General features: G+C 40.2%; 14 protein-coding genes. 12 read left to right on the top strand and 2 right to left on the bottom strand.

What is annotated here, in order from left to right:
• Positions 1 to 54 precede the first annotated feature (54 nt).
• From pyrH to H5072_RS02385, 12 genes are all read left to right on the top strand, one after another.
• The gene (pyrH, locus tag H5072_RS02440) at positions 55 to 804 is read left to right on the top strand and encodes a UMP kinase (RefSeq protein ID WP_024596498.1); all 750 of its coding nucleotides are present in this window, start codon (positions 55 to 57) and stop codon (positions 802 to 804) included.
• A 49-nt stretch (positions 805 to 853) separates the two neighbouring features.
• A complete protein-coding gene (frr, locus tag H5072_RS02435) occupies positions 854 to 1,375 on the top strand; it encodes a ribosome recycling factor (RefSeq protein WP_206013162.1) in 522 nt (173 codons plus the stop codon).
• Positions 1,376 to 1,618: 243 nt separating this feature from the next.
• Positions 1,619 to 2,398 (top strand): isoprenyl transferase, encoded by a 780-nt coding sequence (locus H5072_RS02430; protein ID WP_024596497.1) that lies wholly within the window; start codon positions 1,619 to 1,621, stop codon positions 2,396 to 2,398.
• Between the two features lie 19 nt (positions 2,399 to 2,417).
• Positions 2,418 to 3,284: a phosphatidate cytidylyltransferase gene (locus H5072_RS02425; protein ID WP_024596496.1), complete on the top strand. Its 867-nt coding sequence runs from the start codon at positions 2,418 to 2,420 to the stop codon at positions 3,282 to 3,284.
• Positions 3,281 to 4,486 (top strand): 1-deoxy-D-xylulose-5-phosphate reductoisomerase, encoded by a 1,206-nt coding sequence (gene ispC, locus H5072_RS02420; protein ID WP_182682332.1) that lies wholly within the window; start codon positions 3,281 to 3,283, stop codon positions 4,484 to 4,486. Before H5072_RS02425 ends, ispC begins: the two co-directional genes overlap by 4 nt.
• A 1-nt stretch (position 4,487) precedes the next feature.
• On the top strand, positions 4,488 to 5,840 hold the full coding sequence (gene rseP / locus H5072_RS02415) for a sigma E protease regulator RseP (protein WP_182692563.1): 1,353 nt from the start codon (positions 4,488 to 4,490) through the stop codon (positions 5,838 to 5,840).
• Positions 5,841 to 5,940: 100 nt separating this feature from the next.
• Positions 5,941 to 8,412: an outer membrane protein assembly factor BamA gene (gene bamA, locus H5072_RS02410; protein WP_024596248.1), complete on the top strand. Its 2,472-nt coding sequence runs from the start codon at positions 5,941 to 5,943 to the stop codon at positions 8,410 to 8,412.
• 11 nt (positions 8,413 to 8,423) lie between these two features.
• On the top strand, positions 8,424 to 8,942 hold the full coding sequence (locus H5072_RS02405) for an OmpH family outer membrane protein (protein WP_002958312.1): 519 nt from the start codon (positions 8,424 to 8,426) through the stop codon (positions 8,940 to 8,942).
• Positions 8,943 to 8,949: 7 nt separating this feature from the next.
• The gene (lpxD, locus tag H5072_RS02400) at positions 8,950 to 9,972 is read left to right on the top strand and encodes a UDP-3-O-(3-hydroxymyristoyl)glucosamine N-acyltransferase (protein ID WP_182692562.1); all 1,023 of its coding nucleotides are present in this window, start codon (positions 8,950 to 8,952) and stop codon (positions 9,970 to 9,972) included.
• A 26-nt stretch (positions 9,973 to 9,998) separates the two neighbouring features.
• Positions 9,999 to 10,451, top strand: a complete 453-nt coding sequence (gene fabZ, locus H5072_RS02395; RefSeq protein ID WP_002958310.1) for a 3-hydroxyacyl-ACP dehydratase FabZ — start codon at positions 9,999 to 10,001, stop codon at positions 10,449 to 10,451.
• Positions 10,452 to 10,453: 2 nt separating this feature from the next.
• Positions 10,454 to 11,224: an acyl-ACP--UDP-N-acetylglucosamine O-acyltransferase gene (lpxA, locus tag H5072_RS02390; protein WP_182692561.1), complete on the top strand. Its 771-nt coding sequence runs from the start codon at positions 10,454 to 10,456 to the stop codon at positions 11,222 to 11,224.
• Positions 11,225 to 11,371: 147 nt separating this feature from the next.
• Positions 11,372 to 11,764 carry a septal ring lytic transglycosylase RlpA family protein gene (locus H5072_RS02385; protein ID WP_024596251.1) on the top strand — a complete coding sequence of 131 codons (393 nt, stop codon included), beginning with the start codon at positions 11,372 to 11,374 and terminating at the stop codon, positions 11,762 to 11,764.
• Here the strand turns inward: H5072_RS02385 and cydC are convergent.
• Together cydC and H5072_RS02375 are read right to left on the bottom strand one after the other, a co-directional pair.
• Complete coding sequence (cydC, locus tag H5072_RS02380) at positions 11,747 to 13,492, bottom strand: thiol reductant ABC exporter subunit CydC (RefSeq protein ID WP_182692560.1); 1,746 nt, start codon at positions 13,490 to 13,492, stop codon at positions 11,747 to 11,749. The two genes, H5072_RS02385 and cydC, sit on opposite strands and share 18 nt — an antisense overlap.
• On the bottom strand, positions 13,485 to 14,596 hold a 1,112-nt coding region (locus H5072_RS02375; RefSeq protein ID WP_182692559.1), incomplete at its 5' end, for an ABC transporter ATP-binding protein/permease. The genes H5072_RS02375 and cydC, both read right to left, overlap by 8 nt.

The raw sequence follows: 14,596 nt of genomic DNA, 5'->3' as shown, positions 1-14,596 counted from the left end.
ACATAAGCGCGGTTATTTTTTATCCATAATTCAATAAAAGTTGGCCCCTATACTATGACTATCAATCGCAAACCTATTTTTAGACGTGTTCTTCTCAAATTAAGTGGTGAAGCTTTAATGGGAGACGAAGGCTTCGGCATCGACCCTAAAGTTTTAGACCGTATGGCACAAGAAATTAAAGAGCTAGTAGAGCTTGACGTAGAAGTGGGTTTAGTTATTGGTGGAGGTAACTTTTTACGCGGTGGTTCACTTGCAGAAGCAGGTATGAACCGCGTAGTAGGCGACCACATGGGTATGCTTGCAACGGTTATGAATGGCCTTGCAATGCGTGATGCGCTACACCGTGCATTTGTAAACTGTCGTTTAATGTCGGCTATTCCGCTAAATGGTGTATGTGACGCTTATAACTGGGCTGAAGCAATTAGTTTATTGAAAACTGGCCGCGTTGTTATTTTTGCAGCGGGCACCGGTAACCCATTTTTTACTACCGATTCTGCAGCGTGTTTACGCGGTATCGAAATTGAAGCGGATACAGTAATTAAAGCGACTAAAGTGGATGGTGTGTACAGTGATGATCCTGTTAAAAACCCAGAAGCGACGCTTTACAGCCACTTAAGCTACAATGAAATCATTGAAAAAGAATTAAAAGTTATGGATTTAGCGGCATTTACTCTAGCCCGCGATCACAATATGCCATTGAGCGTATTTAATATGAATAAATCAGGCGCGCTAAAACGCGTAATTATGGGTGAAGAAGAAGGAACACTTATTTCTTCACAAGCCTCAGATGAAATAATCAAATAATTAGGATTAAACCGTGATTAACGATATTCAAAAAGACGCGCAAGCGCGCATGCAAAAAAGTGTAACTGCACTAGGTAGCCAATTATCTAAAATTCGTACTGGCCGTGCACATCCTGCAATCCTAGATGGCATTATGGTGTCGTACTACGGTGCACCAACGCCTTTAAACCAAGTTGCTAACGTAACAATTGAAGATTCTCGTACACTTGCTATTGGTGTATTTGATAAGTCTTTAGCGCAAGCTGTTGAAAAAGCAATTATGGCGTCTGACTTAGGTTTAAACCCTATGTCGGCAGGTACTGTTATTCGTGTACCACTTCCTCCACTTACAGAAGAACGTCGTAAAGACCTAATCAAAATTGTACGTGGCGAAGTTGAAGGCGGTCGTGTTGCTATTCGTAACATTCGTCGTGATGCTAATGGCGATGTAAAAGGTTTATTAAAAGATAAAGAAATATCTGAAGATGAAGCGCGTCAATCAGATGATGCGATTCAAAAACTTACAGATAAGTTTATCAAAGAAATGGATACTCTATTAGCTGCTAAAGAAGCAGAGTTAATGGAAATCTAAGTAGGGCCTGTTTATCTTTTGAGGTTGAATTTGTAGTAGTGTGTTTGGTTTTAAGGCAAGGCAGAGCCTACGTAGTGTGGTTATTTCCCATTATTAGGCGATAGCAATGCATAAAATCTAAAAACGCGCTGCCCAAAGGGTTCTGCCTAGATTGAATAAATTACAATCCTGAAAGGTCGACAGGACCTATTAAAATTATTAGTTTTGAAACGCCGTCTAGGGTATACTAGGCGGCGTTTTTTTATGGAATACTCGATATTTATGGTTCTAGATGCTGACACAATTTCACAGCAATGTTTACCCAAACATGTTGCTATCATCATGGATGGGAACGGACGTTGGGCACAAGCTAGAAATAGACCTCGTGTGTACGGGCATAAAAAAGGCGTAGACGCAGTTCGTCAATCTGTTCAGTTTTGTACTAAATTAGGGATACAATCGTTAACCTTATTTGCTTTTAGTAGTGAAAACTGGCGCCGCCCTGAAGACGAAGTAAACACTTTAATGGAGCTTTTCTTATTTGTTTTAACAAAGGAAGTTAAAAAGCTTCATAAAAACAATGTAAAACTGACCATTATTGGAGACTTATCACGATTTTCTGAAGGATTACGTAGCAAGGTAGACGCTGCGCATAAGCTGACTGAAAATAATACCGGATTGCGCTTAAATGTTGCAGCTAATTACGGTGGTCGTTGGGATATGGCTAACGCGGCTAAACAACTTGCTTTGCAAGTTGCGCAAGGCACACTCAACGCAGAAGATATTACAGAAGAGCGCTTAGCACAGCATATGAGCATGGCAGATCAGGCAGAACCTGATTTACTTATTCGCACTGGTGGCGATGTTCGTATTAGTAATTTTTTACTATGGCAAGTTGCTTATGCAGAACTTTACTTTACCGAAACACTTTGGCCTGATTTTAATGAAGCAGCATTTGCTGAGGCTATAGCGTGTTACGTTGCCAGAGAGCGACGTTTTGGTTGTACGGGCGAACAAATAAAACAATTACTCGCTCAAACCTAAATAGAATAAGGGTCACATTTTGTTAAAACAACGAATTTTAACCTCACTTGTGCTTGCACCATCGGCATTAGCTTTGGTTTTTTATACACCGCTTACGTTATTTAGTTACTTTGCCGGTGCAATAGTATTATTAGGCGCATGGGAATGGTCTGCGTTTATGGGTTTATGCGATAAGCTCAAACGTGGTGCTTTTGTTGTATTGATTGCAGCCTTACTTGGCCTGCTTAATTTACATTGGCCTATTGAATCACTATGGGAAAGTGGCAAGCTAGTAGGTGATGCGAATTACTTATTTACGCTTTCGTTTGCTTGGTGGATTGTTGCTAGTTATTTAATTTGGCGCTATCCAGAAATGGCTAAAGCGTGGAATGAAGGTCTAGTAATGCGCGGCATTGCAGGTTTATTAACACTTGTGCCGTTATGGCTTGCACTAAATACGCTGCGCAGTGCGCAATATGCTGAATCAACACATTTTGGCTCTGTACTGATTTTAGTCGTATTGGGTATTGTGTGGAGTGCAGACGTTGGTGCTTATTTTTCAGGTAAGAGCTTTGGTAAGCATAAACTTATGCCAAAAGTGAGCCCTAATAAAACAATTGAAGGGTTAGCAGGCGGTGTAGTCGCTTCTATCATTTTTGTTTTAGCATTTTGTCACTTTACCGATGTTGATTTAGGTGTTTGGCCTATCTACGCGATAATGACTGCATTTATTGCATTGTTCTCTGCGGTAGGTGATTTACTTGAAAGCATGTTTAAACGTGAAGCTGGTTTAAAAGATAGCGGCCGTTGTTTACCTGGGCACGGCGGTATTTTAGATCGCATTGACAGCTTAACGGCTGCTGCTCCAATGTTTGTAATGTGCTATGCGTGGACTCTTAGTTTATGAGCCAAAAGCAATTGCTGGTTATTTTAGGCGCAACAGGTTCAATTGGTTTAAGTACACTAGATGTTGTATCGCGCAATAAAGAGTTATTTGATGTTTTTGTTTTAGCTGCAGGGCAAAACGCAAAAAAAATGGCTGAGCTGTGTATTGAACACGAACCACTTTATGCGATTATGGCTACCCAGCAAGCCGCTGAGCAGTTATCTGCTTATTTAGCTAATACACCATGCCAAACGCTTGTTATGCACGGCGAGCAAGCAATGTGCGACTTATGTGCTCACCCAGATGTTGATGTCGTGATGTCGGCAATTGTAGGTGCAGCTGGTTTACTGCCAACATTAAGTGCAGTAGAAGCAGGTAAAAAAGTACTCCTTGCTAATAAAGAATCGTTAGTTATGTCAGGTCAGTTGTTTATTGATAAAGTTAAACAACATAAAGCAACCTTGCTGCCAATTGATAGCGAACATAATGCTATTTTTCAATGCCTACCTTCTTCGTTACAAAATGCCAAAGGCGATCAAAATTTACAGCAACATGGCGTAAGTAAAATTTTGCTTACCGGTTCTGGTGGCCCTTTTTTAACGCGCGATATAAACACACTAAAAGATGTAACTGTAAGTGAAGCCGTGGCGCATCCTAACTGGTCGATGGGTCAAAAAATATCAGTAGACTCGGCCACTATGATGAATAAAGGCTTAGAGTTTATCGAAGCTAAGTGGTTATTCAATTGCGACACCAGTGATATAGACGTAGTGATTCATCCACAAAGTATTATTCACTCAATGGTGCAATACCACGACGGTTCTATTTTAGCGCAAATGGGTAACCCTGATATGCGCACCCCAATTGCCCATGCACTTGCATACCCTGAGCGAATTAATGCAGGCGTTAAACCGTTAAACTTCTCTGATATATGTGATTTCTCATTCACCAAGCCTGACTTTTCTCGCTATCCAAATTTACAATTAGCGATTGATGCGTGTAGTGCAGGGCAGGGCGCGACCACAACGGTTAATGCTGCAAATGAGATAGCAGTAAGTGCATTCTTAAACGGTAAAATTGGTTTTACTGATATATACAAAATAAATGCACAAACGCTTGAAGCTGCAACGTATACCAATGTACAAAGCTTAGATGAAATTTTAGAGTGCGATAAATTAGCGCGTATTAGCGCTTCAGAATTTATAACAAAAGTGGCGCATTAATATGTTTGATTTTTTTTGGAATCTTGGCTCATTTATTTTAGCGCTTGGTATTTTAGTGGCCATACATGAATATGGCCATTTTTGGGTTGCGCGAAAAATGGGCGTTAAAGTGCTGCGTTTTTCAATTGGTTTTGGTAAGCCACTATTAAAATGGCACGATAAATACAATACCGAATATGTGATTGCGGCTATTCCATTGGGCGGTTATGTAAAAATGCTTGATGAGCGTGTTGATGACGTGCCGGCAAACCAACGTCATTTATCGTTTAACGCTAAATCTGTACAAGCACGTATTGCCATAGTTGCAGCGGGTCCAATGGCCAACTTTTTGTTTGCCATTTTTGCTCTTGCTGTAATGTATATAGTGGGTGTGCAGTCGGTAAAGCCTGTGGTAGGTAGCATTACCGAGGGTAGCCGGGCAGAGCAAGCGGGCATTATGCCTTCTCAACATATTATAAAAATTGGTGATGATGACATAACGACATGGCAAGATGCCACGTTTGCACTTATGTCTAATTTAGGTGAAGAAAGCGTTGAAGTGATAGTGCGCGATAAAAACCTTCAACCACGTGTTAAAACGCTTAATTTAGAGGGGTGGAAATTAGATCAGCAAGACGTGCCACCACTAAGCTCGTTAGGTATTGTACCGTTTAGACCTCAAGCCACTTTAACAATTGCCGCCGTGACTAAAGATTCAGCTGCAGAACACGCTAATTTACAAGTTAATGACACAATTTTGGCTGTAAACGGTGAAACAATAAGCAATTGGCAGCAATTAGTTAATCTTATTACGCAATCAGCTAACAAATCTTTACAATTTAGTGTAAAAAGACAAGATACTATAAAAGCCATTACAGTAACCCCTAAAGGGCGCATTGATAATAACGGTATTGAGCAAGGCTTTTTAGGTGTTGCTCCTGTTGTACAGCAATGGCCTGATGGTTATGTAGAGACTAGACATTACGGCCCGCTCGATAGTATCGTGCGAGGCACAAAAGAAACGTGGCGCTTAATTACACTCAGTTTTGACATGATTGGTAATTTAATTACAGGCCAGGTTTCGGTTAAGAATTTAAGTGGCCCCGTGGGCATTGCAGTAGGCGCTGGAACTAGCGTAAGCTATGGGTTAGTGGCCTTTTTAGGCTTTTTAGCCTTAATAAGCGTTAACTTGGGTGTATTTAATTTATTACCCTTACCAGTACTTGATGGTGGACACTTAATGTATTACATAATTGAACTTTTTCGTAAAAAGCCGGTCTCTGAAAAGACACAAGAGTTTGGTTTTAAAGTGGGCGCCTTGTTGCTCATTTTTCTAACATGTTTCGCTTTGTTCAATGATGTATCGCGTTTGTAGTTTTACAGCGTGGCAAATTACTAATTAGAACACGATTGTAAAGCACCACTTTAGTAGGGTGTTATGCGGTAATACAGTTGTAAAGGATAAAGATAATAAAATGGCTATAAAAAAACATTTGGCAGTAACAAGTTTATTGGGTGCAAGTTTTGCAGCCCTAGGCCAAAACTCCTTTATTGTTGAAGACCTGAAAGTTGAAGGTTTACAGCGTGTAGCACTTGGTGCAGCGCTAACACATATTCCTATTAACGTAGGCGATAATGTTGATGACTATACGATTTCAAAAACAATAAAGTCACTTTATCGTTCTGGGCACTTTGATAACATAAAAGCCCTTCGTGATGGCAACAACGTTATTTTTAAAGTAACGGAACGTCCTACCATTAGCTTCATTGAGTTTGAAGGCAATAAAGACATTAAAGACGAGCAGCTTAATGAGTCTCTTGATCAGCAAGATATTCGCCAAGGTGAACCACTTGATAAAACCGTTATCGATAGTATCGAAAAGGGCTTAGTTGAGTTTTTCCACAGTATTGGTAAATACAACGCTAAAGTAGATATCAGTATTACTAAGTTGCCTCGTAACCGCGTTAAACTTAAATTAGAGTTTGATGAAGGTGATGCAGCTTCTATCCGACAAATTAACTTAGTGGGTAATGAACTTTTTTCTAATGAAGAGCTTCTTAAACTTGCTGAATCGCAGCAAGATTTACCTTGGTGGCAGTTTATGGGTAGCGATCGCTACCAAAAGCAAACCATTGAAGGCGATTTAGAAAAAATTCGTAGTTATTATTTAGACCGTGGTTACCTACGTTTTAATATCGATTCAACGCAAGTATCAGTGAGCCCTGAACGTGAATCAGTTTACGTTACAGCTAACTTAACCGAAGGCGTAAAATATACCGTTAAAGGCTTTGACTTTATTGGTGACTTGCTTGGCCGTGAAGACTTAATTAAAAGTGTTATCCCACTTAGAGCGGGTGAGCTTTACAATGGCTCAGTCGTTACTTCGTCAGAAGAATTTATTAAAAGCTACTTAGCACGTTTTGGTTACGCTAATGCTGAAGTGCGTACAATTCCAGAAATTGACGACGAAAAGCAAGAAGTACAACTAACACTATCGGTTAATCCAGGTAAGCGTGTATACGTTCGTCGTATTATTGTTGGTGGTAACCAAAATACAGCTGATGAAGTACTTCGCCGTGAAATGACACAACTTGAAGGCGCTTGGTTATCTAATCAAAACCTTGAGCGTTCGAAACTACAAATTCAACGTTTGCCTTATATGGAAACTGTTGATTTTAACGTAGTGCCTGTACCAGGTGTGGATGACCAAGTAGATGTAGACTTTACTGTAAAAGAGCAATCAGCGGGTAGCTTTAATGCTGGTCTTGCTTATGGTTCTTACTTAGGTCTGCAGTTTAATATTGGTGTAACAGAATCTAACTTTTTAGGCACAGGTAACCAAATTGGTTTAAACCTTAATACGTCTACAGGTTCTGAAAGCTTAAGCTTATCGTACACAGACCCATACTTTACGCCAGATGGTGTATCGCAAGGCAGTAGCATCTTTTACAGAAACTACGATGCAAGTAAATTCAGTCTTGTTGAGTACAAATCAAAAAGTTATGGTTTAGGCACAAATATTGGTTTTCCAATTGATGCTGTAAATCGTGTTAACTTTGGCGCCCGTTGGATTAAAGAAGAGCTTTCGGATATTGCAGAGTACGAGCAAACGCGTGTACTTCGTGAAACATTCTTAGATCCAGACAACCCAGATGCAGGCTTTGACTTTACTAAGTATGAGCTGAGTGTTGGTTGGTCGCGTATTACAGTTAACCGTGGTTTATTCCCAACAGCGGGTTCGCGTCAAACTCTAAACTTAACAGCAACAACGCCTAACTCAGATCTTCAGTACTTTAAACTGAATTACGATTCGCGTTTTTACTGGCCTATATCAAATGACCACCGTTGGGTATTCTCAACGCGTGCAGCGCTTGGTTATGGTAATGGTTATGGTTCTACAAACGGGTATGAGCAAACACTGCCATTCCAAGAATACTTCCGTATAACGGAAATGGAACTTCGTGGCTTTGACCGTAATACAATATTACCACGTGCTGTATCGCGTATACCGCAGTCTATTCCGGGTACGCCAGGTGCAGACGGTACTACAACCGGTAGCATTGGTGGCGCATCAGAATTTGATATTCTAGTGCCACAAGGCCGTATTGGTGGTAATGCTAAAGCAGTGGCAGGTATGGAGCTAATTGTTCCTACGCCATTCTTAGATGAAGAAAATACCAGCTCTGTACGTACTAGCTTCTTTGTTGATGCTGCAAACGTATGGGATACTGAGTTTAACGTAGACCGCTATCAAAATTTAGGCGTTGATGAACGTGCTAAATTAGATGACTATTCAGACCCAATGCGCTTTAGGGTTTCAACCGGTCTTTCATTACAATGGATCTCTCCAATGGGTCCAATGCTGATCAGTTTTGCGTATCCATTGCAAAAAGAAGAAGATGACGATACGAAAACCATCAGCTTTAACATTAGTAACACTTTCTAAAGGAGTTTTTTGTGAAAAAATTATTTAAATCAACAGCTGTAGCAGTTTTAGCAACTTTAATGATGGGTACTTCTGTGAATGCATTTGCACACAAAGTAGGTATTGTTGATATGCAGGAAATCTACAAGCAAATTCCTCAAATGGCTAAAATTGAACAGTCTTTACAAACTGAGTTTGCTGAACGTCGTCAAGAGCTTGAAAAGTTACAAGGCGATATTCGTTTTGAAGCTGAAAAATTTAAACGTGAAAGTACAACTATGAGCCAAGCTCAAAAAGATGCACTACGTGATAAAATTCAAGGCATGCAAAAAAATCTTGCTGAACAAGGTCGTCCTTTAGAGCAAGAAATCAAAGCGCGCCAAAACCAAGAGCTTGCTAAAGTTCAAGGTGTGATAATCAAAACAATTGAAGAAATTGCTAAAGACGGCGACTTCGACGAAGTTAAAGTAAAAGACACAACAATTTACTTTAACCCTAAAGAAGTAACTGATCTTTCGTCTAAAGTTGTAGCTGCAGTTAGTAAGAAATAATCACTCTATGCAAAATTATACGCTTTCGCAAATTGCGGAACTTCTAGGCGCCGAACTTCAGGGTGATGGCGCTTTAGAAATAAAAAAAATAGCGACACTTGCAAATGCCCATTCTGGGCATATTGCATTTTTAGCGAACTCAAAATATCGCTCGCAACTTGAAACTACTCAAGCTAGCGCTGTAATAGTAAGCCAAGCCGATGCTCAGTACTTTAGTGGTAGCAAAATTATTGTTGCTAACCCGTATGTAAGTTACGCAAAATTAGCGCAATTTATGGATACAACACCACGCTCAGCCTCGACGGGTATTCATCCAAGTGCTACGGTTCATTCAACAGCGATTGTTAGTGACAGCGCCGCTATAGGGGCTAATGCAGTCATTGAAGCTGATGCGGTGATAGGTGACAATGCGCAAATTGGTCCGAACAGTTTTATCGGAGAACGTGTTAAAATAGGCTCTGGCACTAAGCTTTGGTCTAGTGTGACTATTTATCACGATGTTGAAATTGGTTCAGATTGTTTGTTTCAAGCAAATAGTGTTGTAGGTAGTGATGGGTTTGGCTATGCGAACGAACGCGGGCAATGGCTAAAAATACCTCAGCTTGGTTCAGTGATCATAGGTAACAAAGTTGAAATTGGTGCAAGCACGACAATTGATCGTGGCGCACTGGACAATACCATTATCCATAGCAATGTTATTATCGATAATCAGTGTCAAATAGCGCACAACGTTGAAGTTAATTCAGGCACCGCAATCGCGGGCTGCACCGTACTTGCAGGAAGCGTTACCATTGGCAAAAACTGTCAAATTGGTGGCATGGTTGCAATTAATGGTCACATGTCTGTATGTGATGGTGTTATAATTACCGGCATGAGTATGGTGACAAAATCAATCACCGAACCAGGTATTTACTCATCTGGTATGCCCCATACAACAAACAAAGAATGGCGTAAATCAATAGCTCACTTGCGTAACCTTTCAGACATGAAATCTCGTCTTAAAGCGCTGGAAGCATTGGCTAAGTCATAACGTTGAACACTAATAAGGATGCTATTTTGGCAAACGAATTAAATAGCCTTGATATTCAAGAAATTTTAAGTTTATTACCGCACCGTTACCCGATGCTATTAATTGATCGTGTTATTGATTTTACACCTGGAAAATCTTTACATGCTATTAAAAATGTTTCTATAAACGAACCTATATTTACTGGCCATTTCCCAAATCAGCCAATTTTTCCTGGTGTGCTAATATTAGAATCAATGGCGCAAGCCACGGGTTTATTAGGTTTTAAAACAGTAGAAAATCGTAGTGAAAACGAACTATATTTATTTGCTGCTGTTGATAACGCACGTTTTAAACAGCCAGTGATCCCAGGTGATACAATGCATCTTCACGTTGAGTTTTTAAAAGAACGTCGCAACATTTGGAAGTTTGCAGCAGAAGCTAGAGTCGACGGCAAAGTAGTGTGTAGTGCCGAAATTATGTGTGCGAGAAGAGAGTTTTAATAGTGATCCATTCTACAGCAATAATCGAACCTGGCGCTAAACTAGGTAACAATGTCTCAGTTGGTCCGTATAGTTATATTGGCAATGATGTTGTTATCGGTGATAACTGTATTATTGAGTCTCATGTTGTTGTTAAAGGGCCATCAACTATTGGCTCTGGCAATCATATTTTTCAGTTTGCGTCTGTGGGCGAAGCCTGCCAAGACAAAAAATACAACAACGAGCCAACCACATTAATCATGGGTGATAACAATGTTATCCGTGAATGTGCCACTATTCACCGTGGTACAATTCAAGACCAAGGCGTTACTAAAATTGGTAGTAATAACTTATTTATGGCTTATACACACGTTGCACATGACGCGGTAATTGGCGATAACGTAATTTTTGCTAACAATGCAAGTGTGGCCGGCCATGTACATGTAGGCGACTGGGTTATCTTAGGTGGTAATTCGGGAGTTCATCAGTTTTGTAAAATTGGTGCACATGCCTTTATTGGTATGTATTCAGGTGTTAACAAAGATGTACCACCTTTTGTTACTACCATTGGTATGCCAGCAGGTCCTGCCGCTATCAATAAAGAAGGCATGAAACGTCGTGGTTTCGAAAGTGATGAAATTATGGCTGTACGACGTGCATATAAAGCGCTTTATCGTAAAAGCTTAGGTGCTGAAGAAGCGATTGAATCTCTCACAGAAGATGCCGAAAAGTACCCTGCTGTGAAATTGATGGTCGACTTTGTTAAAAGCTCAGAGCGCGGCATTGTAAGATAATTCGCGCGTTTTGCTCTAAGCATAAAAAACCACCCTAGATGATAAATCGAAGGTGGTTTTTTATTGCCCACGGTTTAGACCTAATTCAGTTAATACTCAGCGAGCTCAAGTTAGTATGCATCTAATTTGTATAATAAAAGTCATCCTATGCGTTTACCTAAGTTAGTTGTCACTCTTTTTATTACTTCAGCGTTAGCCGCTTGTAGTAGCCAACCTATTGTTAAATCATCTACTGGAGAGGTTACTCAAGTTGGTAAAGCATCTTTTTATGCTGACAAATATCACGGAAGAACAACTGCCAATGGAGAGCGCTTTAGCCAACAAGCCGCCACAGCAGCCCATTTAGAGTTCGACTTTGGCACTAAGGTCGTTGTTACCAACCTCGCTAATAATAAATCAGTCACGGTAAGAATTAACGATAGAGGCCCGTATGTGCGAGGTCGTATTATTGATTTATCAAAGAGTATGTTTGAAAAGATAGCCGACCCTAAAGTCGGCGTTATTGATGTATCAGTAACGGTTTTAAAACCGGGTAGTTAGCGCAATATAGTCGGGATAAGTGCTACTGAGCTCTTTATGAGAGCCTTGTGCGACGACTTTACCGCCTTCTAACCATACAACATTATCCATTTGAGCAAGTAGAGCGGGATCGTGCGTAATTGTCAGCACGCTGGCGTTATCCATAACATGCATTATTGCTTGCATTACCCCTTGCTTAGATTGATTATCAAGACCCTCAGTTGGTTCATCAAGTACTAAAATAGCAGGGTTTTTAAGTAATGCTTGGGCAATGGCTATACGCCTAGATTGGCCTTGCGACACGTTACGCCCGCCAGTGCCTAAACGTGTTTTTAAACCTTCTTTTAGCTCATTAAACCATGGGCTCAATTGAGCTAATGCGAGCGCTTCAATCATTTGCTCTTTAGTTGCATTTGGCGCGGCATAACGTAAGTTTTCACTTAATGTGCCATCAAAAATATGGTGCTGCTGGGCGAGTATATTTATAACATTTGCGCGTATATCATTATTTAACGAATGTAAGTCAACAACGCTATTTTGATTGTTTAGCGTTATGCTGCCTTGTTGCAAAGGCCATAAACCAGTAAGTAAATTTACAAGCGTCGTTTTACCGCTGCCGCTTCTACCTACAATCGCTACTTTTTGCTGAGGCATTAGTTCAAAACTGATATTAGTTAGCGCTGTTTGTTCACCATATTGGTAGCTAATATTGTTAAGTACTAACTTGTGATTTTGCGCGCTAAAGTTTTCATCAATGTCTACATGTTTACTTTCAATTTGCGTACTAGCTGCTTTATCTTCAAGTGTAAACAATCGCTCTGCTGCTTTTAAAACATTTGGAAGCTCTATAAACGCGTTGGGTAGTAGTAATACGCTTTCAAAGCTTGCCAGTACAAATAAACTTAACATAGCAAGTTCTACATTTACCATACTGCTTGCGTAAACCAGCGGCACAATGGTTACTATGCTAGCAAGCATGGCTAATTGAACAACCAACAAGCTTAATCCATCTGAGTTTGCCAGTGCTTTGTGGCGAATAAATGATTGCTGATTGTACTGCTCGCTTAATTCGTCGCACTTATTAAGTTGCTGCGAACGGGCTTGATAAATACTAAGCTCTCTAAGGCCTGTAAGTGTATCTGAAAGCTCAGAGCGAAGTTGTGCACTAAGTTGTGTTTCTTTATGGCTGTTTTTAGTGAGCTTTATGCTGAGTAGGGCAGGTATAACCACACCAATAAGTATAATGCCAGTAAAGCAAATAAGGGCGACGTTGCCATTATAGGCCGACATAAACAGCATGATGATTGGCACACTTAAAAGAGCGACCAGCATAGGAAGTAAAACGTTTAAATAAAATTTGTCGAGTGCGTCTACATCGTTTTGTAATCGGTTAACTAGATCAGCGCTGCGGCTCATTGCTAAATCAACATTGTTAAGCTTGCTTAACGTTGCAAATACATTGGTACGTATTTCACTTAGTAATAAAAACGTGGCGTTATGAGTAACTAGGCGTTCGCCATAGCGCGATGCTGTTCGCACAATAGCTAAAAAACGAATCGTGCCGGCAGGAGTAAAATAATTCATTTGTACGCCCGCAATACCAGCAGCGGCCATTGATGCTAAAAACCAGCCAGATATAGCCAACAGGCCCACATTAGCTAATACCGTAATCGTCGCTAAAAATGTACCCAATAGCATAGCTTTGTAATGAGGAGCACAAAGTTTTAATAAACGAATAAAATTACACATGCACCACCCCTTGTTCAGCCGTTTTTAGTAAGTCAGCAAATGCACCATTTTGCGCTGCAAGTGTTTCAAAGTGACCTTGCTCAGCTATTTTTCCATCGTGCATCACAATGATATTGCTGGCATGTTTAACGGTATTTAATCTATGGGCAATAACTAATACTAAGTTGTTTTTAGCATATTCATTAATAGCATCTTGAATAAGCAGCTCTGTTTGACTATCAAGGTGCGCAGTGGGCTCATCAAGCACTAAGACTGGTGCTTGTTTTATAAATGCGCGAGCCAGTGCAATACGTTGTTTTTGACCGCCAGAAAGCCCTTCACCTTGCTCACCTATCAGCGTGTAAAAACCATCGGGTAGGGTATTAATAAATTCAAGCACACCAGCTTGTTTTGCCGCGTGTTCAAGCTCTTGCTGTGTGGCAGTGGGTTTGGCCAATTTAATGTTGGCAGCAATGGTGTCGTAAAATAGCGTCGCTTGTTGTGGTATCCATGCAATATTATTTTGCAAGTAAGTAATATCGGTTGTACTTAAACTCTGATCATTAATAGATAGGTTGTTAATCACCTCAGGGTGAAACCCTAATAGACAATCAAACAACGTACTTTTACCTGAGCCACTACTGCCCACAACTGCAATTAAGCCTTTATTTGGCAATGTTAAATTTATATTTTTAATCCCTTCGTTACTACCAGGGTATATAAAATTAAGGTCGGTAATACTTATTGAATTAATTGTATTTAAAGTTAAATTGTTTTCAGGTGCGCTTGTAGTTACTGACGCATTTTCGTCACTTGGCAGTGGGGCATTTAAAATCGCAACCATATCGGCCGCCGCACTAATACCTTGTAAACGTGCATGGTAATGACTACCTAGTTGGCGCAGTGGTAAATAAAATTCAGGCGCTAAAAGTAGCACCACAAAGCCAGTGGCAAAATCAAGAGTGCCAAAAAATAGTCTAAAACCAATAATTACGGCAACGAGTGCCACGCTAATAGTGGCTAAAAACTCAAGTGCAAATGATGATAAAAACGCGATTTTTAAAACATCGAGTGTCGCGTGTCTAAAATCATCTGAAATTTTAGCTATTTGTTTAAGCTCGGTAC

Origin of the sequence: Pseudoalteromonas sp. SR45-5, from assembly GCF_014163565.1 — a bacterium.
Lineage (GTDB): Bacteria > Pseudomonadota > Gammaproteobacteria > Enterobacterales > Alteromonadaceae > Pseudoalteromonas > Pseudoalteromonas distincta.
The sequence above is the reverse complement of the archived record's forward strand: the minus strand, read 5'-3'. Positions and strand labels throughout refer to the sequence as shown.